Origin of the sequence: Sphingomonas sp. CFBP 13603 (genome assembly GCF_014892665.1) — a bacterium.
Lineage (GTDB): Bacteria > Pseudomonadota > Alphaproteobacteria > Sphingomonadales > Sphingomonadaceae > Sphingomonas.
Map to the genome: position 1 here is coordinate 433,166 of NZ_JADBIA010000004.1, position 18,294 is coordinate 451,459.

Annotated in this window: 18 protein-coding genes and 1 pseudogene; 15 read left to right on the plus strand and 4 right to left on the minus strand. The window is 61.0% G+C overall.

The window, feature by feature from the left end; translation table 11 throughout:
* The first annotated feature begins 471 nt into the window (after positions 1-471).
* Entirely contained in the window at positions 472-780 is a 309-nt protein-coding gene (locus tag IFR23_RS20605; protein ID WP_446740902.1) for an SUMF1/EgtB/PvdO family nonheme iron enzyme, read from the plus strand.
* Positions 781-1,011: 231 nt separating this feature from the next.
* Positions 1,012-1,768: pseudogene (locus tag IFR23_RS09620) on the plus strand (IS5 family transposase).
* A gap of 134 nt (positions 1,769-1,902) precedes the next feature.
* Here the strand turns inward: IFR23_RS09620 and IFR23_RS20010 are convergent.
* Both IFR23_RS20010 and IFR23_RS20015 read right to left on the minus strand, forming a co-directional pair.
* The gene (locus tag IFR23_RS20010; RefSeq protein ID WP_197978361.1) at positions 1,903-2,055 is read right to left on the minus strand and encodes a hypothetical protein; all 153 of its coding nucleotides are present in this window, start codon (positions 2,053-2,055) and stop codon (positions 1,903-1,905) included.
* 61 nt (positions 2,056-2,116) lie between these two features.
* Positions 2,117-2,455 (minus strand): alpha/beta fold hydrolase, encoded by a 339-nt coding sequence (locus tag IFR23_RS20015; RefSeq protein ID WP_342344920.1) that lies wholly within the window; start codon positions 2,453-2,455, stop codon positions 2,117-2,119.
* A 982-nt stretch (positions 2,456-3,437) separates the two neighbouring features.
* Here IFR23_RS20015 and IFR23_RS09630 point away from each other — a divergent pair.
* From IFR23_RS09630 to IFR23_RS09650, 5 genes are all read left to right on the plus strand, one after another.
* A complete protein-coding gene (locus IFR23_RS09630) occupies positions 3,438-3,917 on the plus strand; it encodes a PaaI family thioesterase (RefSeq protein WP_192975665.1) in 480 nt (159 codons plus the stop codon).
* A gap of 177 nt (positions 3,918-4,094) precedes the next feature.
* Positions 4,095-4,400: a LysR family transcriptional regulator gene (locus tag IFR23_RS20610; RefSeq protein WP_192975666.1), complete on the plus strand. Its 306-nt coding sequence runs from the start codon at positions 4,095-4,097 to the stop codon at positions 4,398-4,400.
* 322 nt (positions 4,401-4,722) lie between these two features.
* Positions 4,723-4,932, plus strand: coding sequence for a hypothetical protein (locus IFR23_RS09640; protein WP_192975667.1), 210 nt, complete (start codon positions 4,723-4,725; stop codon positions 4,930-4,932).
* A gap of 175 nt (positions 4,933-5,107) precedes the next feature.
* The gene (locus IFR23_RS09645) at positions 5,108-5,254 is read left to right on the plus strand and encodes an NAD-dependent epimerase/dehydratase family protein (RefSeq protein WP_192975668.1); all 147 of its coding nucleotides are present in this window, start codon (positions 5,108-5,110) and stop codon (positions 5,252-5,254) included.
* Between the two features lie 1,141 nt (positions 5,255-6,395).
* Positions 6,396-7,448 carry a YVTN family beta-propeller repeat protein gene (locus IFR23_RS09650; RefSeq protein ID WP_244655552.1) on the plus strand — a complete coding sequence of 351 codons (1,053 nt, stop codon included), beginning with the start codon at positions 6,396-6,398 and terminating at the stop codon, positions 7,446-7,448.
* A gap of 145 nt (positions 7,449-7,593) precedes the next feature.
* Here IFR23_RS09650 and IFR23_RS09655 read toward each other — a convergent pair whose 3' ends face one another.
* Positions 7,594-8,463 carry a LysR family transcriptional regulator gene (locus tag IFR23_RS09655; protein ID WP_192975670.1) on the minus strand — a complete coding sequence of 290 codons (870 nt, stop codon included), beginning with the start codon at positions 8,461-8,463 and terminating at the stop codon, positions 7,594-7,596.
* Positions 8,464-8,557: 94 nt separating this feature from the next.
* On the opposite strand from IFR23_RS09655, the gene IFR23_RS09660 reads away from it, so the two are divergent.
* The 3 genes from IFR23_RS09660 (at position 8,558) to fghA (ending at position 10,966) form a co-directional block, all read left to right on the plus strand.
* Positions 8,558-9,667, plus strand: coding sequence for an S-(hydroxymethyl)glutathione dehydrogenase/class III alcohol dehydrogenase (locus IFR23_RS09660; protein ID WP_192975671.1), 1,110 nt, complete (start codon positions 8,558-8,560; stop codon positions 9,665-9,667).
* Positions 9,668-9,734: 67 nt separating this feature from the next.
* Positions 9,735-10,118 carry a VOC family protein gene (locus IFR23_RS09665; RefSeq protein WP_192975672.1) on the plus strand — a complete coding sequence of 128 codons (384 nt, stop codon included), beginning with the start codon at positions 9,735-9,737 and terminating at the stop codon, positions 10,116-10,118.
* 5 nt (positions 10,119-10,123) lie between these two features.
* Positions 10,124-10,966: an S-formylglutathione hydrolase gene (gene fghA, locus IFR23_RS09670; RefSeq protein ID WP_192975673.1), complete on the plus strand. Its 843-nt coding sequence runs from the start codon at positions 10,124-10,126 to the stop codon at positions 10,964-10,966.
* Between the two features lie 27 nt (positions 10,967-10,993).
* Here fghA and IFR23_RS09675 read toward each other — a convergent pair whose 3' ends face one another.
* The gene (locus IFR23_RS09675; RefSeq protein ID WP_192975674.1) at positions 10,994-13,219 is read right to left on the minus strand and encodes a TonB-dependent receptor; all 2,226 of its coding nucleotides are present in this window, start codon (positions 13,217-13,219) and stop codon (positions 10,994-10,996) included.
* 495 nt (positions 13,220-13,714) lie between these two features.
* Here IFR23_RS09675 and IFR23_RS09680 point away from each other — a divergent pair, with 495 nt between their 5' ends.
* The 5 genes from IFR23_RS09680 (at position 13,715) to IFR23_RS09700 (ending at position 18,163) form a co-directional block, all read left to right on the plus strand.
* The gene (locus IFR23_RS09680) at positions 13,715-15,607 is read left to right on the plus strand and encodes a PQQ-dependent dehydrogenase, methanol/ethanol family (protein WP_197978362.1); all 1,893 of its coding nucleotides are present in this window, start codon (positions 13,715-13,717) and stop codon (positions 15,605-15,607) included.
* A complete protein-coding gene (locus IFR23_RS20020) occupies positions 15,585-16,100 on the plus strand; it encodes a c-type cytochrome (RefSeq protein WP_197978363.1) in 516 nt (171 codons plus the stop codon). The genes IFR23_RS09680 and IFR23_RS20020 overlap by 23 nt, the downstream gene beginning before the upstream one ends.
* Complete coding sequence (locus IFR23_RS09690; protein ID WP_192975675.1) at positions 16,097-16,966, plus strand: quinoprotein dehydrogenase-associated putative ABC transporter substrate-binding protein; 870 nt, start codon at positions 16,097-16,099, stop codon at positions 16,964-16,966. Before IFR23_RS20020 ends, IFR23_RS09690 begins: the two co-directional genes overlap by 4 nt.
* A gap of 30 nt (positions 16,967-16,996) precedes the next feature.
* On the plus strand, positions 16,997-17,437 hold the full coding sequence (locus IFR23_RS09695) for a pseudoazurin (protein ID WP_192975676.1): 441 nt from the start codon (positions 16,997-16,999) through the stop codon (positions 17,435-17,437).
* Positions 17,438-17,788: 351 nt separating this feature from the next.
* Positions 17,789-18,163, plus strand: a complete 375-nt coding sequence (locus IFR23_RS09700) for a hypothetical protein (RefSeq protein WP_192975677.1) — start codon at positions 17,789-17,791, stop codon at positions 18,161-18,163.
* Positions 18,164-18,294 lie beyond the last annotated feature (131 nt).

Below are 18,294 nucleotides of genomic sequence, written 5' to 3' on the forward strand. Positions count from 1 at the left end.
CTATTTGAACGATTTTAATATTCGCTATATTATTAATTCGACCACGGCAAAGAGTTTTCAGTGAGTTGCCCGAGGGTGTTTACGGACCGTGTCGCTCTGGTCAAATTATCGACTCGGCCTTAACGCGGCATCCGTTCGCTCCTGACCTAGACGCACACCTCGCCGGTAATGAAGCGCTCGCCCTTGCACGACCCCGAGTTACTTTTGCAGTATACATGGCTCAGGATCGACGAACTTCTGGCAGAAAGAGCGGATTGATAGTCTGGAGTTGGGCTCATTTTGCACACTGATTGGCATCTTGTCTGAGTGGCAAAACCTGACAGTGAAACGGCGGTCTATCCTATTGAGGTTTATGACCTCTTGCGAACTTGCCTGATTTCGTTAGCGAGACCGGTGAGCCATGTCGGACAGGCGATTATGCATGGGGAGAGCAGTTCGCGCCCGATGGCGTGGTACCCGCCAACATATGGCATGGCCCCTTTCCATGAAGCCTTTCCCTATACCACTCCGGTAAGGGTATTCGGAGCGAACGGCTTCGGCCTCCACAACATGACTGGGAATTTTTGGGAGCCTATCTCGGATGCTTTCGAACCAGCGAGACCGATTAGGCAATGGTGTACGACAGCGAGCGGTCCGGCAAATGCATTGCCGCGCGCGACGACCAAGGGCGGAGCGCACCTGTGCGCAGAAAGCTATTGTCCGCGGCATCGCCCTTTCGCTCGTCAAGCGACGACCGGGGCCACATCTCACATCGGCTTTCGGCTTGAGTCATACCTTTGAGCGACCTTCATAAGGTCAAGTGAAATGCAAAATGGGGACATCGACCCAGTAGCGGACATTCGCGCCCCTGCCACTGCCCCCCCCAACGACGGCCGCTCATTCATCTCCGCGCCATGACCGCTTTCAATGACTGATTTTGCGACATGAACGTCGCAATCCTTGGAGAACGAGGGTCAGGCCCCGTTGATGTGAGAGGCGCGATCTGATTGAGGCTCCGCAAGGACACCCGGGATGAGCGACCTGTATTGGCTGACCGATGAGCAGATGGCGCGCTTGCAGCCGTGTTTTCCGAAGAGACACGGCAAGCCTCGGGTCGATGATCGGCAGTGTTGAGCGGCATCGTTTTCGTCAATCGCAATGAGCTACGGTCGCGGGACGCGCCCAGCGCTTATGGACCGCACAAGACGCTGTGCAACCGGTGGAAGCGATGGAGTGAAGGGGGTGTGTTGCTGCGCATGATGAAGGGCTTGGCTGCTGCGGACGCCTAGCCCAAGACCATCACGATCGATGCGACCTACCTGACGGTGCACCGCACGGCGCCGAGCCTGCGGGCAAAAAAGGCGATTTCGGGCGCCTGATTGGCCGTACAGAAGGCACCATGAATACCAAGCTGCACACAGTCACCGATGCGAACGGGTGACCGCCCAGCTCCTTCATAGCCACCGGGCAGGTCAGCGACTATACTGGTGCGGCCGCGCTGCTGGACGACCTGCCAAAGGCACAATGGCTGCTCGGCGATCGTGGCCATGACGCCGATTGGTTTAGGGGTGCTCTGCAAGCCACGGGCATCCAACCATGCATCCTAGGCCGGGAATCGCGGCTCGAACCCGTCAGATACGACGAGTGCCGCTACAGGCGCCGCAGCCGCATCGAGATCATGTTCGGGCGTCTAAAGGACTGGTGCCGCGTCGCCACCCGCTACGACCGTCAACGAACCGCCATTTTCTCTGCCGTCGCCCGCGCTGCCACCGCCATCTTCTGGCTATGACCAATGAGTCCTGACCCTAAGCGTCGATCGCGCGATCTGAGCAGCGGCCGGCCGTGTCTGGGGATGGTCGATCCCCAAATGGCACGGCTGGTGTAACGGCGCGGGCTCGCCAGTCAGCCCGCGCCGATAAAGACCTAAGTGGCTGCCGTCTCGATCGCTGTCGTCAGTCCCTCAGGATTGATCAGCGCGGGCAGATTTCCGGTATCGACCCTGAGCGTAAGCCGAACGCGACCAGCGGCGATCATCGCATCCTGGAATGCCTGATCCCGCAACGTCTTGATGTACACGCGATCTCCCTTGTCGAACTGGCTTGCGTTAGGTGGCGGGCGTACCGAGCGGTACAAGTGGCTAGTCGGCCGAACTGGCGGCAACCAAAGCCTGCTGTTCGACAGTGCCGTCCTGCGCGAACAGCGCTGTACCGGCTGCGTCGAGCCTCATCACGCCGGCCGCGGAATCGACGTGCAGGTGGGGCACCACCAGGCTGCCAGCGTCGGTCTTGGCCATATCCAGCAGCGATACGCCATCACGGGGAAGGAATGCGGCAACGTAGACGAGGGTCTTGATGCGTTCGGGAATTGTTTCGGCGACGTTGGAGATGGTGATGCCTCCAAAGCTGTGGCCGACGAGCACGACCGGGTTCCGCTCCGCGCCGATCGCCGTGATGACGGTATCCCGGTAGAGCGCCACCGGTCACAGGCGCATTTTTGAGCTTCCGAAAAGCGTCCCGACGCTCTTCCAAAGATTTTCGTCTGAAGATCGAGCATAAGATAGGCACCTTTTGGTTTCTATGACACTTTCTAGTAAGCTCTTGTCATCAATTTCAGCACCCCAATATCCCATTTGGCAACAGAAGGTATTGTGACATGAATATGAAGATTATCGGCGTGGCGCGCGGATTACCTGTAAACCTTCATTAGCTCTGCCCTGAGTTTAGGACGAGTATCGATAGGATCGATCTATTACGGATAGATCAGAACGATCCTAGTTTTTAGCGCCGTTTCCACTGTATGCGGCGCCCGAATTTAAGATTATCATTGCTGACATACCAGCATTACAATGACTTAGAACGGCTTGATTGTTTTCGCTCTCGCCGATGCAGTCTCGTGTAAGCGAGCTTCCCCTCGCCGATGCTAGTGTCGCCGGGGCGAGAGACTTGATTACCGATGGATTACGGATGTGGAGCCAACTTTGACATGAGCCCGTGACAGATGCGCATCCACCGCCACGTACCTCTTGAGACTGAATACGATGCGCGAGCAGTCGCACGGTACGAAAGGAAATTTTCGCCTGAAGTGAAGCCGGGTTTGTCGAAGCAACTCGTAGAGCGTCCGCATATTTGTGGGAATAAAGTTAACGCAGCCAACTGAATGATAGGGCCTCAGCCATGGGTTCTCGTAACTACGGACCCTACGCTTCGCCGAAGCTCTGCTCTACAATTACGACCATTGGAGCGCCCTGCCTCTCAAGAATTGCTTGCAGACTCCCTCGACCGCAATTTCTCGCTTATGCCGTCGTACAATTTCGCATACCTCTGTATCGACAATTATTATGCATTTGAAACTTCGCATGCCACCGGATTTCGGATATTGGATTAGATTATGCCCAAGTAATAAACCGCAACCTGAGCTTTAAGTTTGGCTCAGTTTGCCTTCGAAGGATGCAAGCATACATGGAGTTCGTTGAGAAATCCGTTTCGTTAATTGACGCGAACGTTAGCGATGACGAAGCAGTACGCTTATTTAACGCATCGCTTCCACTCGGCCTCAAGTTGATGAACGCTAGATTCCTTTCTGCCTCAAGTGAGCACGGCAATCTGACGATAAGCTATGATCTCGACAAGGAGTTCAATAACGTGGCAGGCTTCATTTGCGGAGGCTATCTGGCAAATGCTCTTGACCAAGCGATGTCTTACGCCATGTCGTTTGTCACCGGAGGCGATGCCGCGCCCACCTTGGAGATGAAGGTCAGCTTCATTGCCGCTGCTCGGCCGGGTCGATTGATCGCAACGGGCAGCGTTGTGAAAGCCGGGAAGACCGTTGGTTTCGCCGAGGGATCTCTCCGCGATGAGCGTGGGAAGCTGATTGCAAACGCATCGGCCACAGTTCAGCGTATCACTTTGGAGCAGCTTACTAGGGCCGGGACTCATTGAACCATTTGTAGATGTTCGCGAGCTATTCGCTGCTGCCCAACTTCGGCCGTGCGTTCATATCGCTGCAAACGCAGCAGGAGAGGCGGACCTTCGCTCCCAGTAGGCCATTCTCTCAGCAAGGGCGGGGTTGAGAGCACCCCTTGATCGCTTTCCCGGCTGGCCTCATTCTGCTGTCCGATGGATGTAGCGGGCCTTGACCTGAACTTGTTGAAGGCGTTCGATGCCCTGTACGCGGAGCGCCACGTCACACGTGCTGGACAGCGCATGCGTCTGAGCCAGTCTCCCATGAGCGGTGCGCTTACCCGACTGCGCGAGGTGTTCGACGACGAATGGTTCGTACGGTCGCCGACGGGAATGCAGCCGACACCGCGGGCCGACGATCTCGCAGGCCCGATTTCGTCTTCGCTCCACCTCATGCGATCGGTCCTGCAAGGCGATGCTTCGATCCGGCGTCGGCCGATCACATCGGCGCGATCGCGATGACCGACTACGCTGCGTTCGTCCTTCTGCCCCCCCCCCCTGTTGGCACGACTAGCAATTGAGGCGTCTCGTTTCGAGGTGCAGATCCGTAGCATTTTCGGCAAGGACGAAGTCGCCGACCTCCTCGACAGTGGCGAGGCAAGCCTTGCACTTAGCGTTCCCGTCGACACTTCGGCACGCATCATGACACGCCCGCTGCTTCGGGAAGTTTTCGCCTGCATCGCGCGGCCGGGCATCCAGCCTTTGAAAAAATACCGACGTCGAGGCGTTCGCGGCGCCCCCCCCCCCATCTCCCGGTATCGCCAGAGGGGGATCGCACAGGCTGGTGGACCGTAAGCTCGCCGCGCTTGGGTTGACACGCCGCGTAGTGCTGAGCCTGCCGCAGTTTCTGGTCGCCCCGTTCGTCGTCGCCGATACCGATCTGATCGCGACGCTCGCCGCGCGGGTCGCCCAGCGGTTCGCTGCGGCGAATTTGGCCATCGTCGTCCATGAGCCGCCGATCACGATGTCCGACTTTTCGCTGGCGATGATGTAGCATCGCCGGGTGGATGATCACCCGGCGACAGTATGGCTGCGCGACTGTATTGCCGGGATCACCGCGTCGACCTGACGTCATCGGCCAAACCGATGACGCCGTATCATTTCTCGCGATTTCACGCAGGCCCGCCGTTCGGCTGTACGTCTTGGCACAGAGGTAATGAGGTGCTGACATGCGTGTATTGGTAACGGGTGCTATGGGATTGATCGGCGGAGCGGTCGCACGTCTATTGGCGGCGGCGGGGCATGACGTGGTCGGGCTTGCGCGGTCGAACGCGAGCGCGGCCAAGCTGACCTACATGGGCTATCAAGCGACCTAAGGTGATCTGGAGGATGCAGATAGCATCGCCAACGCGGTCCAAAGCGTCGACGCTGTCGTTCACGCCGCATTCCGCTCTGCGTGAAGCTGACGGCATCGGGGCGCCTCAATGCCGAGCCGAGCCGAAGTCGGAGGCGCCGCCCCGTCTAGAGGCCAAGCGGCACCTGCTAATCGGGTCCGTTCGGCGGGACAATGCCGCGTGGCGTGGCTTGGCTACCCGCGGCGCGTCACAGCGCGGACCCGCCGACTCCCAAGCCATGGAAACCGAAGCACGTAAGCGCTCGCTCCGTATGATTATTTTACTAGCTTATCAGCCTGGTACCGCCGCGACGATACCTCGCGGGAAGACTCACAAGTGGACGTTCACGCCTCTATCCTCGCCTCCCAACTTCGGACGCGGGTTCATCTGGGCGATATGACCGGTTCGGTTTCGATACCCGGCTATCTGCTCGTGAATGTTGTGACGTAGAGTGACACAGACTTTGGCGGGATATCGGCTTCAAACCGATCAATGCAGCACTGGCCTAACGATCGGCCCTGGCTCGGATGACGTGGAAGCCCAGCAGTCCTATCGGGACAACGAGACCGACAATACTTGAAAATACAAGTGTCGTAGTGCCTTCGGGAACGCTTGAGGCAAACATCCCCCCCTAGAACGCCAGCCCCGCGATAAGCCATAAAAGAGCAATTCGCTTCATTGCGCACGCAACTTAGATGGCCTCAATGCTTCAGCCAATCGTCGGGAACAAGTCCGCTTACGGCAAGTACGACCTGTCCTACGGCTTCCGGCCAGCCACACTTGCAGACTGAGGTGCTGACCTTCTAGCTCACAACTGACCAGTTTCGCGGTTGATGTTCAGACCGGTACGATTGTGGCCATCGCGACCGCGAGGAGATAGCGCGCCCCCTTATCCGATCCAATGTCCGAACGACCACGGCGCTTTCGCAGAGTCGTTAAACCGCGTATAATCTGGTTACGCCCTGACACAGGGAGGATAATTCCTGTGAGCTATGCCAGTACGACCGATGTAATTATTGGCTGAACGTAGCTACCCTGCCCCTTTGTACGGCGGGAAGACGCGAACTCGTCAGTCGCCGCGTCGTCTGTATTGCGGGGCCTTGCCTCGAATTGGAGTGAAGCTATGCGCGTCCCGCCTGTTTTCGTTCTTCTCCTCGGCATATGTTCAAATCCGGCGGTTGCCGGCGCGCAGACTGCGCCCGTTCCTGCCCGATCGTCCACTGCGTATCATGTCTACGTGACCAACGAGGGTTCGGGCGATATCAGCGTCCTCGATCCCGTCACGTTGACCGAAGTGCGGCGGATTTCGATCGGCAAGCGGCCCCGCGGGCTCGTGGCAAGTCCGGATGGGCGGAAATTGTATGTCGCGGTCAGCGGATCGCCAGCCGCCGGGCCAGGGGTCGACGAGTCTAAACTGCCCGCGCCCGATCGCGGCGCCGACGGTATTGCGGTCATCGATCTCGCTACGTCGAAGGTCGAGCGGACGCTGCGCGGTATCTCCGATCCGGAGCAGATCGCGATCAGCCCCGACGGTACACGGTTGTATGTCGCGAGCGAGGATACCGGGCGGCTGATCACGATCGGTACCGACGGCACGATTCTCCAGTCGATCGCGGTCGGCGGCGAGCCCGAGGGACTTGCCGTGTCGCCGGACGGCGCGATCGTGCTGGCGACGTCGGAGGAGGATCACACGGTGACCGTGCTTACCAAGCGTCCGCTGGTCGTCTCGAAGCGGATCGTGGTGGGCGAACGCCCGCGTAACGCGACCTTCGTTGGCCCGCGGCGTGCGGTCGTGCCGGGCGAGTTCGACGCAACGCTGAGCGTGGTCGACGTGGTTGCAGGCACGCGGGTCAAGACGATCACGCTGGCCAAGAGCGATCGTCCAATGGGTGTCGTGCGGCTCGACGATCATCAGGTACTGGTGACGACCGGGCGAGGCGGACGGGTCGTGCGGGTCGATATCGATGCGGCGGCGACCAAGGCGGTCACAGGCTCGGTTGCGGTCGGCCCCCGCCCCTGGGGGCTGGCGCTTTCAGACGATCGGTTGCGTGCATTTACCGCTAACGGACCGTCGGACGATGTGACCGTCGTGGATCCGGTGACGATGACGGTGCTCGGCCGGGTCAAGGTCGGGACGGGTCCCTGGGGTGTGATCGCCGTGCCCCGCGCGCGGTGACGCACTTCTGCTTCACCCCTGCCAGCGGGAGATGACACCTAAAGTGACCCAGCGGGAGGACACGGAACGCAGATCGTGGCTTGCCATTCCTCCGTCTGGCAAGCGCCAGCCTCCCCCCTCGGCGGGGGAGGATCGGGTTGGGGAGCTACGGTGCCAGGCGTCGCTTCAGTAGATCGATGAACAGCCGCACCCTTGATGGAAGATGATGGCGGTCGGCATAAACCGCCCAGACCGGTTCCTCGGGCGGCTCGTATTGCTCGAGCAACGGCACCAACGCACCCGATACGATGTGTTGGCGAACGTAGAATTCGGGTAACTGGCACAGCCCGAAGCCGGCGATCGCAGCCTGAGCGATCGCGAAACCGCTGTTGCAGCGCATCCGGCCGCGCGGGCGAATATCGACGGGCTTACCGTCTCGCGTGAAATGCCAGACTTCGTTCGACCCGATCAAGCACTCGTGGGTCGCGAGTTGCGACAGATCGAGCGGCCGCCCCGCGCGCATCAGATAACTCGGCGAACCGCAGACCCGCAGCGTGCGCGAATTGACGCGGACGCCGACAAGGCTCGAATCCGACAACCGCCCCGTCCGGATCGCGATATCATACCCCTCGGAGACCAGGTCGACGACGCGATTGCTGAGATCGACCGTCGCATCGACGGTAGGGTGCGCCTGGAGGAACTCGCGGACCAGCGGCGCGATGTACCGCTCGCCCAGCGCGATCGAGCAGGTGATCCGCAACACGCCGGTCGGCACGCCGCGCTCGTCGACGATCGCCAGCGCGGCGTCGCGGTCCTCGATCAGCGCCCGACACCGGAGCGCGAACGCGTCGCCAATATCCGTCGCCTTGATCGTCCGCGTGGTTCGGTGGAACAGCCGGACCTTCAACCGATCCTCTAGTGCCGCGACCGCCCGACTGACGTGCGAGGGTGACACCCCCAGCGCTACCGCGGCCGCCGTGAAGCCACCGCGATCATACACCGCGACGAACTCGTCGATCCCGTCCCAGCCCGACATAGACTATATCTCACCAGCAATAATGAAATGCCATCCTGCCTATTATCGCAGTTCACGCAACGGTCTATTGTGTCTTCAACAAGAGGTCCTGACCATGAAGACACGTGCCGCGGTAGCGTTCGAGGCGAAACGTCCGCTCGAAATCGTCGAACTCGATCTGGAAGGTCCGCAGCCCGGCGAAGTGCTTGTCGAAATCATGGCGACCGGGATCTGCCACACCGATGCATACACGCTCGACGGCTTCGACAGCGAAGGGCTATTCCCCTCGGTGCTCGGGCATGAGGGTGCGGGCATCGTCCGCGAAATCGGCGCGGGGGTTACCAGCGTCGCGGTCGGTGATCACGTCATCCCGCTGTACACGCCGGAATGCCGCACCTGCCCGTCCTGTCTCAACCCCAAGACCAACCTGTGCACGAGGATCCGCGCGACGCAGGGCAAGGGGCTGATGCCCGACGGCACGACCCGGTTCAGCTACAAGGGCCAACCGATCTTCCATTACATGGGCTGTTCGACCTTTTCGAACTTCACGGTGCTGCCGGAGATCGCGGTGGCGAAGATCCGTCCCGACGCGCCGTTCCAGACGTCGTGCTACATCGGCTGCGGCGTGACCACCGGAGTCGGTGCGGTCGTCTACACGGCGAAGGTAGAGCCGGGATCGACGGTGATCGTCTTCGGGCTTGGCGGCATTGGCCTGAACGTCGTGCAGGGCGCCAAGATGGTCGGCGCCAGCCGGATCGTCGGCGTCGACCTCAACGACGACAAGGAAGCCTGGGGCCGACAGTTCGGCATGACCGACTTCGTCAATCCCCGGAAGGTCGAGGGTGATTTCGTCCAGCATCTGATCGCGCTGACGGGCGGCGGCGCAGACTATACGTTCGACTGCACCGGCAACACCGACGTGATGCGCCAGGCACTGGAGGCATGCCATCGCGGTTGGGGCGTGTCGGTCGTGATCGGCGTCGCTGAATCGGGTAAGGAAATCTCGACGCGGCCGTTCCAACTCGTCACGGGCCGAACCTGGAAGGGGTCGGCGTTCGGCGGGGCGCGGGGGCGCACCGACGTGCCGACGATCGTCGACTGGTACATGGCTGGCCAGATTCAGATCGACCCGATGATCACCCATATTCTCAAGCTCGAAGAGATCAACAAGGGGTTCGATCTGATGCATGCGGGCCAGTCGATCCGTAGCGTGGTCGTCTACTGAAACGCGATCTACCGAAACGCGATCTCCCGAACGGACGTCTACCACCGTCAACCAAAGGAACTGAAGCATGTCGATATTCTCGCACGTCGCTCTCGGCACCAACGATCTCGCCAAGGCGCAGAAATTCTACGACGCGGTCCTCGCGCCATTCGGGATCACGCAGAAGGGTCCTTATGGTGACAACGGTACGCTGTACGGCAAGGACTCGCCTGAGTTCATCATTACCAAACCGGGCAATGGCGAACCCGCCACCCATGCGAATGGCGGCACGATCGCGTTTCTCGCGCCCGATCGCGCCTCGGTTCGCGCCTTCTATGAGGCCGCGCTGGAAAATGGCGGGACGCAGGAATTCGCCCCCGGCCCCCGCAGCTTCACGCCGACCGCCTACGCGGCCTATGTCCGCGATCCCGACGGCAACAAGCTGACCGCCTACAGCTTCAAGGACGAATAGAGTATATGAGCCTCGAGACGATATCGACGGTGCGATCGCATGGCGGCACGCAGGGCGTATACCAGCATGCATCGTCAGAAACGGGCACGCCTATGACGTTCAGCGTGTTCGTACCGGATCACTTGCCGGGCACGCGGTTGCCCGTGCTGTGGTATCTCTCGGGGCTCACCTGCACGCAGGCAAACGTCACTGAAAAAGGTGAATTTCGCCAGGCGTGCAGCGAACGCGGAATCGTCCTGGTCGCGCCGGACACATCGCCGCGCGGCGACGGCGTACCTGACGACGCCGAGGGCGCGTATGATTTCGGGCTCGGCGCCGGCTTTTACGTCGACGCGACCGAAGCGCCGTTTGCGGCGAATTACCGCATGTTCAGCTATGTTGCGGACGAACTGCCTGCGCTGATCGCCGCCGAGTTTCCGGTCGATCCGCAGCGCCAGTCGATCACCGGCCATTCGATGGGTGGCCATGGTGCGCTGATTCTAGCGCTGTCGCGGCCCGATCAGTTCAAGTCCGTTTCCGCTTTCTCACCGATCGTTGCCCCCAGCGAAGTGCCGTGGGGCCAGAAGGCGTTGACCGGGTACCTTGGTACGGACTGCGATACGTGGCGTAGATACGATGCCGTTGCACTTGTCGAAGACGGTGCGCGGGTGCCGGCGATCCTCATCGATCAGGGCACGGCGGATCAGTTTCTGGCGGAGCAATTGCAGCCGGAGCGATTGGTCGCGGCGTGCGACGCGGCAGGTATCCCTGTCGAACTACGGATGCAGGCCGGCTATGATCACAGCTATTACTTTATCTCGACGTTCCTCGCCGACCACGTTCGCTGGCACGCCGATCGATTAATGTGAACTAGGTCGGAGCCAGTGGTCCAAGGCCTAGAACGTCGCGCGCAGGCCAGCCATCCAGCGCCTCGGCGCGCCCGGTCCCAGGCTGCGCGGGTCGCTGGCGCCGGGCGCTTCCACCAGGTCCACCTCGGTGGTTTCGCCGAACGCACCAAACGTCGCGATATCCTTGTCGAACAGGTTCGAGATCGAGGCGAACAATGTGAGCGGCCCGCTGAGTGCAACGCTGCCGCGGACTGCAAAGACGGCGAATGCGCGGGTAGACGGTTGGACATTGCCCTCATCGCCGACCAGGACCTGCCCGCTCTGCGCCTGCATGTCCCCGCCGAGCGAAAACCCGCGGCCGGTATAATCGATCGTGATCACACCGCGATGCTGCGGTATCCCGGGAAGCCGATCGCCCGGACGTACCGCGATCTGTCCGTCGCCATCGGCGGACGGATTATCGGGACTGGCGAGTATCAGCGGCGTGCGGAAGGTCGCATCGGTCAGCGCGTATCCGGCATGGAACAGCCAATCCCCGCGACGGGCGGAAAGGTCGACCTCCACCCCCTGCCGCCGCGTCGCGCCGACATTCTGGAAATAGGCGCGGCCGCGGATCGCGGAGGCGATGAACTGGATGTCGTCGTGGTTGTTCGCGCGGTATCCCGAAAGGCTCCATTGCAGACGCCAACCGGAAAGTCCGGTGTTCCCAGACAGCCCCGCCTCCCAGGTCTTGGCAACGACCTGTCGAAGCGGTGGATCGGCAACGAAGAAATTGGTGAGGCTGCACGGCGCAGTTTCATCTGCGCAGGAGAGTTCGGCGGGTGTCGGGTTGCGGTTCGTCTCGGCATAGCCCGCGCGCACCGAAACCGCGTCCGTTACCGCATAATCGAACTCAATGCCGGGGTTTAGCCGGCTGAAGCGGTGCCGCCCGTCGAGCACGGTACCGATCCGGTCATCGAGCAGGATCCGCGCGTCGTTCCACCGCAACCCAATTTCGGCCTTCAGCCCGCGCAGCAGCGGTAGCGTATCGGCAAGGAACACCCCGGAGTAGCGGGTCCGCGCCTTGAGAGAGACCGGTGCGATCGCGCCATCGGGTTGAGTGACGATCGTTCCCAGCCCGTCGACGCTGCGTTCGTCGGTCAGTTGCCCGAGTTCCGTGCTCGATCGAAACTCGGTCCTGCTACGATCGTGGCTGACGCCGATCGTCAGCACGTTCTCGCCCGCAGGCACCGCGCGGCGATCGGTCATCTGCACCAATAGCCCCGCGGTGTTGGTCCGCGTGCTGCTGCGGTTCAGCACGCCGTAACTGCCGTTTTCGAGGGTTTCGGCGACCGCGTTTCCGTCCGCGCCGATCAACCGGGTGGCGTCGCCGCTGGCGGTCTCAAGGCAAAGTAGCCCGGCATCATCGTCGTCGTCGCAGCCCTCGATATCGGCAGCATCGCCGTTCAGCGTCGCCTGCCGCAGCCGCTGGAAATACACGCTCGCCTCGATCCGTGTGGTATCGCCGAGGGCAGCCCATGGGTGTGCGCTGACTCGGGCGTAGCGGTTGCGTGTGTTGTCAGGATGCGTGAACACCGCGCGGCGGCTCACCGCCAGCAATTCGACGGGGGACGTGCCGTTACCCGTCAGGTTCGTGTCCGCGCCGATCGCCTTTATATGCAGGCCTGCACGCGCTGCATCCCAGCCGATATCCGCAAAGCCGTTATACAGCGTCGACGGCGAGAAGAGCCGCCAGCCACCGTCGTGATTTTCGGACACCGCGATATAGGCACTGGCATGCTCGCCTGCCCAGCCGGCTTCGACATTGGCTTCCGCGCGTCCGTAGCGCCCGCCGGCGCCGCTCACCCTCAGCCCCGGCGCGGTACGCCCGGTCTTCGTGGCGAAGATGACTGCGCCGCCGAGCGCGTTGAGGCCGTAGACCGGGTTGGCGGATTTGATCGTCACCGTCTCGATCGCCGCCGCAGGCAGGAGATCGAAGTCGACCGTGTCACCGAACGATTGGTTGAAGCGCGCGCCGTCGAGATACGTCGCCAACCCTTGCGCGGTGCCCTGCAACGGCGACGCGGTGAAGCCGCGATATACCAGATTGGGCTGCCACGGGTTGTTCTGCGCATCCGATAGCGACAAGCCAGGCAAGTTGCGGGCAAGGCTCGCGAGCACGTCGGGCGTGCCGATGCGATTGATGTCCGACGCGGTCAGGATAGCCGCCTCGTCCTCATCGATCTCGCCGCCGGGCGCCGTCACGACGATCGCCGGGAGAGTTGCCGGCGCCATATCGGAAGCATCTGCCGGTACAGGTTGCGACGCCAGCATGTTTTGGGCCGACGCTTCCCTTACCGCGAGTGATCCACCCGACAGGATCGAAGCCGCTGTAAAGACCTTGGTAATGGCGATACGCATCCGGCCTTCAACTCCAATGCTGGATCGAACGAATAATTTGAATGTACCGATTTACTGAGCTGGTTCGATCGTATCGGACAAATCCCGGAATATCGAGGAAAAGGATTGATGCAGAATTGCAAAACTGAATTAATTGAAGATCGGGTATAAAACCCGGTTTTGTGCTGATTTGCTCTATGTTGGTGTTCCGCGCTGTCCTAAGCATAGCCGGTCAGGTCGAAAGACTCAGCCTCCCCAGGGCAGTTCGATCGTACCATGGCACAATCAAGCCACCCCAATAATGGGGGGCCTGCCGGAATGGGCACCGCGCTCCGATCGGTCGGCATGCGTCCGCAACGAGACGCTGGCATCATGTGGAGTGGATGACCGATGACCAGGCGATTTCTCCTAGCGGCCACGATCGCAAGCGGCGGCACCCTGTTCGCCGGCGGCGCCACGGTGTCCGGCCAGACTATGCCAACGCCGGTTCCCGCCGCCGAAGTCTTTTCGAAGGCCAGTCTCGGACGGGCCATCGCACCACCAACGCCCGAAGCGGGGCGCACGTCGGCCAATATCGCAAATGCGCCGAAGGACGACGGCGAATGGCGGATGCCGTCGAAGAATTACGCATCGACGCGCTATTCGGCAATGACCGAGATCACTGCCGCCAACATCGCACAACTGAAGCCGACCTTCACCTTCCCGCTCGAAGTGGCAAAGGGCCAGGAGGCGGCACCGATCGTCGCGAACGGCGTGATGTACGTCGTCACGGCGTTTCCCAACATCGTTTATGCGTTCGACCTGAAGGGCGCGAAACCAAAGCTTAAATGGAGCTATATCCCGGACGTGAAGCCCGCCGCACAGGGCGTGGCGTGTTGCGATGTGGTCAACCGAGGGGGCACGTTCAGCAACGGGCGCTACATCTTCAACACGCTCGACGGCCAGACGATCGCGCTGAACGCCGCGACGGGCAAGGTCGCGTGGAAGACTCAACTGGGCAACGTCAACACGGGCGAGACGATGACAATGGCCCCGCTGGTCGCGCAAGGCCGGGTCTATGTCGGTAATTCGGGCGGCGAGATGGGCGTCCGCGGCTGGATGATCGCGCTCGACGAGAAGACCGGCAAACAGGTCTGGAAGGCATTCGGCACGGGGCCCGACAAGGACGTGCTGATTGGACCGTCGTTCAAACCCTTCTATGCCTCCGATCGCGGCAAGGATCTCGGCGTCTCGACTTGGCCGACCGACGCGTGGAAGATCGGCGGCGCGACCGGCTGGGGATGGTTCACCTTCGATCCCGAGCTCAACCAACTCTATGGGGGCACCGGCAATCCCGGCCCCTGGAATGCCGAACAACGGCCGGGCGACAATAAATGGACCTCGGGCATCTTTGCGCGCAACCCCGCCACGGGCGCCGCCAAATGGTATTACGGACTCTCGCCGCACGACCAGCACGACTATGACGGCGTCAACGAGCAGATCCTCCTCGACATGCCGTTTGGCGGCAAGATGCGGAAGGTCTTGGTTCGCCCCGATCGCAACGGCTATCTCTATGTGATCGACCGGATCACCGGCCAGGTGCTGTCGGCGGACGCGTTCGGCCCAATCAATTCGAGCAAGGGCGTCGACCTGAAGACCGGCCGTCTCGTGGTCAATCCCGACAAGGAGACGAAACCCGGCAAGACCGTCACCAACATCTGCCCGACCGCATCCGGCGCGAAGGACTGGAACCCCAGTTCGTTCAGCCCGCGCACCGGGCTGCTCTACATCCCGCACGAGAATTTGTGCATGGATTGGAAGAGCATGCAGGTGAATTACATTTCCGGCACGCCCTATGTTGGCGCCGAACTGCACATGAAACCGGGCCCTGGCGGCTATCGCGGCCAGCTTTCCGCTTGGGATCCGGTGCGGCGCAAGCCTGCCTGGACGATCCAGGAGAAATTCCCGATCTGGTCGGCGACCGTGACCACCGCGAGCGACATCGTTTTCTACGGAACGATGGAGGGTTGGTTCAAGGGTGTCGACGCGCGTACCGGCAAGGAACTCTGGCGGTTCAAGACCGACAGCGGGATCGTCAGTCAGCCGATCAGCTATCGCGGTCCCGACGGACATCAGTACATCGCCGTGCTGTCAGGCGTCGGCGGATGGGCAGGCGCCGTGGTGTCGGGCCCGGTCGACCCGCGCGACGGCACCGCCGCGCTCGGCATGGTCAACGCGATGTCCGATCTTCCCAAGCACACCAAGGCTGGAGGGACCCTGTATGTCTTCTCGCTTCCTCGCTAAGACAGCCGGCATCTCGGCGGCGTTGCTGCTCGCAGGTTGCGGGTCGCCGTCGACCGAAACCGCCAACGCGTCCGCATCCAACGCTGCCATCGGCAATACGGCAGGCGCGTCCGTCGCCAAGGCTGCGACCGGCCCGATCGATCCCCGCGTCCGGCCATATCTCAATAACCAGCAGGTCGTGCTGGAGGGTATGGCGCTGTACAAGGCGCACAATTGCAGCGGCTGCCATTCGAACGGTGGCGGCGGCATGGGGCCGGGGTTCCTCGACACCGAATGGATCTATGGCGGCCGCCTCGAAGATATCCATGCCACTTTGGTCGAAGGACGCCCTGCCGGCATGCCGTCGTGGAAGGGCAAGCTGACCGATGACCAGATGTGGAAGATCGCGGCGTATGTCCGTTCGATGTCGCTGCCCGAAACGCTGGCGGCTGCGAAGAACAACACCCCGTCGCAGTCGCCCGCGCCTGTTCCGGAGTCGGTGGAATTCGAATGATGTCATTGCTCGCGCTGCTGATGGCATCGGGATTGTCCACCGCCAGCCCCCTCCCCTCTCAAGCCCAATCGCCACCACAGGCGACGGCGCGTCGCACACTCGTCGTGTGCGCCGATCCCAACAACCTGCCCTTCTCGAACAAGGCCGGCGAAGGGTTTGAGAACAAGATCGCCGCGCTGGTAGCGAAGGACCTGAACGCCGACGTCAGCTATGTCTGGTGGGCGCAGCGGCGCGGCTATGTCCGTAGTACGCTGAACGAGGAGAAATGCGATCTCTGGCCCGGCGTCGCGACCGGGGTCGACATGGTCGCGACGACGCGGCCCTATTATCGATCGAGCTACGTCTTCCTCAGCAAGGCCGATCGTCCGCTCGGCGCGCTTTCGTTCGACGATCCACGGCTCGCCAAGTCGACTGTCGGAATCCAGATGGTCGGCGACGACGCGATGAATACGCCGCCGGCGCACGCGATGGCACGCCGCGGCATGACGCAGAACGTCCGTGGCTTCATGCTGTACGGCGACTATGCCAAGCCCAACCCGCCTGCTGCGATCATCGATGCGGTGGCGGCGGGCACGATCGACGTCGGTGTCGTCTGGGGTCCACTGGCAGGCTATTTCGCTGCGCGCGCCAAAACGCCGCTGCGGATCGAACAGGTCACGCCAGTAAACGACGACGGTCAATGGCCAATGGTCTTCGACATTTCGATGGGGGTCCGCCGCAAGGACAAGGTGTTGCTTGGCGAGGTCGACGCGGTACTCGCGCGCGAAAGTCCCGAAATCGCGCGCATCCTGAAAAGCTACGGCGTGCCGATCGCTACGCCGGTTCAGCAGACCATGTCATCGACGAGGGCCGAAACCCCGTCCTGATATCCCGCAATCATCCCCAGGAGTACCGACATGCGTAACTACCTCATCGCCGGCATTGCCATGGCCGCAACTTTCGCCACGACGCCTGCATTCGCCAAGGACGTGATCGTCCAGATGAAGAACCAAGGCGCGGCCGGCGCGATGGTGTTCGAGCCCGCCTTCATCCAGGCTATGCCCGGCGACACCGTCAAGTTCGTCCCCACCGACAAGAGCCACAGCGCGCAAACCATTGCGGCGATGTTGCCTGCGGGCGTCGCGCCGGTGATCGGCAAGCCAAACCAGGAGATGTCGATCAAGGTCGACAAGCCCGGTATCTACGGCATCGAGTGCAAGCCGCATACGTCGATGGGGATGGTCGCGCTGATCCAGGTCGGCAAGGGTCCCTCAGCCAATTTGGGCGCCGCCCGCACCGTGAAACTCCCCCCCCTCGCCGCCAAGCGCATGACGCCGTTGCTCGCCAAGGCCCGCTGAGAACTCGGAACCATTATGATATGCCAATGTTAGGAATTAACCAGATACCGACCGCTCGCTGTGTCGTTTTAGCGAACAAAGCATCGTGCGTTCCCAAATACCCTTCATGAGGAAATGCGTATTTTGCGTCATCAGACCATTTTCATATTTATCTTCGCTATGAGAAAATGACCTAATCGATCGAATATCATTTTTAATTATATCGACATCGATCAAATCGATTTTGCAAAAAAAATGATGCATACTAGTAACTTAGAATTTTACCTTATCATCAAAAATAGCAGCTTCGCCGAGTAAACCAACCGCCTCCATCACGCACAGTGTGCCGAACGCTCCGCAACGGAGTCCAAGTTGGCCAAGATCAACAAGGGTAAGGCAGACATCGTCGATGCCATCGAAAACGGACGCTACAGCGAAACGCTCATGGACCGCCTTTTCGACCTTGAATCTGAGGAGAAGATGTTCAAGGCGGCAATGGCGGACGCCCATGCCGACACACCCGACATTCACCCTAACATCGCCGGGATACTACGCCATGAAGGTCGAGCGGCTGCCAGAGGCACTGAAAACAGCCCGGCATACCGCGACGAAGCCGCAGACGCCATCCGCGGGCTTATCAAGCGGGTAACACGAACGCCCGGCGCGAAGCGCGGCGAAGTGCATATGACGCTCCAAGGGGAGTTTGGCGCCATCTTCGAATGGCTGAGCGGGCGGGAAAGGAAATAGGCCAGAAACGACCACAGCCCCGTGGCTTTCGCTACGAGGCTTGGAGTGTCGTCGAAGATGGTTGCGGGGACAGGATTTGAACCTGTGACCTTCAGGTTATGAGCCTGACGAGCTACCGGGCTGCTCCACCC

Excerpts from the sequence above, each read along its gene's own strand:
- IFR23_RS20605 (WP_446740902.1), top strand. The coding sequence starts at position 472 with ATGGCCCCTTTCCATGAAGCCTTTCCCTATACCACTCCGGTAAGGGTA.
- IFR23_RS09630 (WP_192975665.1), top strand. The coding sequence starts at position 3,438 with ATGGAGTTCGTTGAGAAATCCGTTTCGTTAATTGACGCGAACGTTAGC.
- IFR23_RS20610 (WP_192975666.1), top strand. The coding sequence starts at position 4,095 with ATGGATGTAGCGGGCCTTGACCTGAACTTGTTGAAGGCGTTCGATGCC.
- IFR23_RS09645 (WP_192975668.1), top strand. The coding sequence starts at position 5,108 with ATGCGTGTATTGGTAACGGGTGCTATGGGATTGATCGGCGGAGCGGTC.
- IFR23_RS09650 (WP_244655552.1), top strand. The coding sequence starts at position 6,396 with ATGCGCGTCCCGCCTGTTTTCGTTCTTCTCCTCGGCATATGTTCAAAT.
- IFR23_RS09655 (WP_192975670.1), bottom strand. The coding sequence starts at position 8,463 with ATGTCGGGCTGGGACGGGATCGACGAGTTCGTCGCGGTGTATGATCGC.
- IFR23_RS09660 (WP_192975671.1), top strand. The coding sequence starts at position 8,558 with ATGAAGACACGTGCCGCGGTAGCGTTCGAGGCGAAACGTCCGCTCGAA.
- IFR23_RS09665 (WP_192975672.1), top strand. The coding sequence starts at position 9,735 with ATGTCGATATTCTCGCACGTCGCTCTCGGCACCAACGATCTCGCCAAG.
- fghA (WP_192975673.1), top strand. The coding sequence starts at position 10,124 with ATGAGCCTCGAGACGATATCGACGGTGCGATCGCATGGCGGCACGCAG.
- IFR23_RS09675 (WP_192975674.1), bottom strand. The coding sequence starts at position 13,219 with ATGGCGCCGGCAACTCTCCCGGCGATCGTCGTGACGGCGCCCGGCGGC.
- IFR23_RS09680 (WP_197978362.1), top strand. The coding sequence starts at position 13,715 with ATGACCAGGCGATTTCTCCTAGCGGCCACGATCGCAAGCGGCGGCACC.
- IFR23_RS20020 (WP_197978363.1), top strand. The coding sequence starts at position 15,585 with ATGTCTTCTCGCTTCCTCGCTAAGACAGCCGGCATCTCGGCGGCGTTG.
- IFR23_RS09690 (WP_192975675.1), top strand. The coding sequence starts at position 16,097 with ATGATGTCATTGCTCGCGCTGCTGATGGCATCGGGATTGTCCACCGCC.
- IFR23_RS09695 (WP_192975676.1), top strand. The coding sequence starts at position 16,997 with ATGCGTAACTACCTCATCGCCGGCATTGCCATGGCCGCAACTTTCGCC.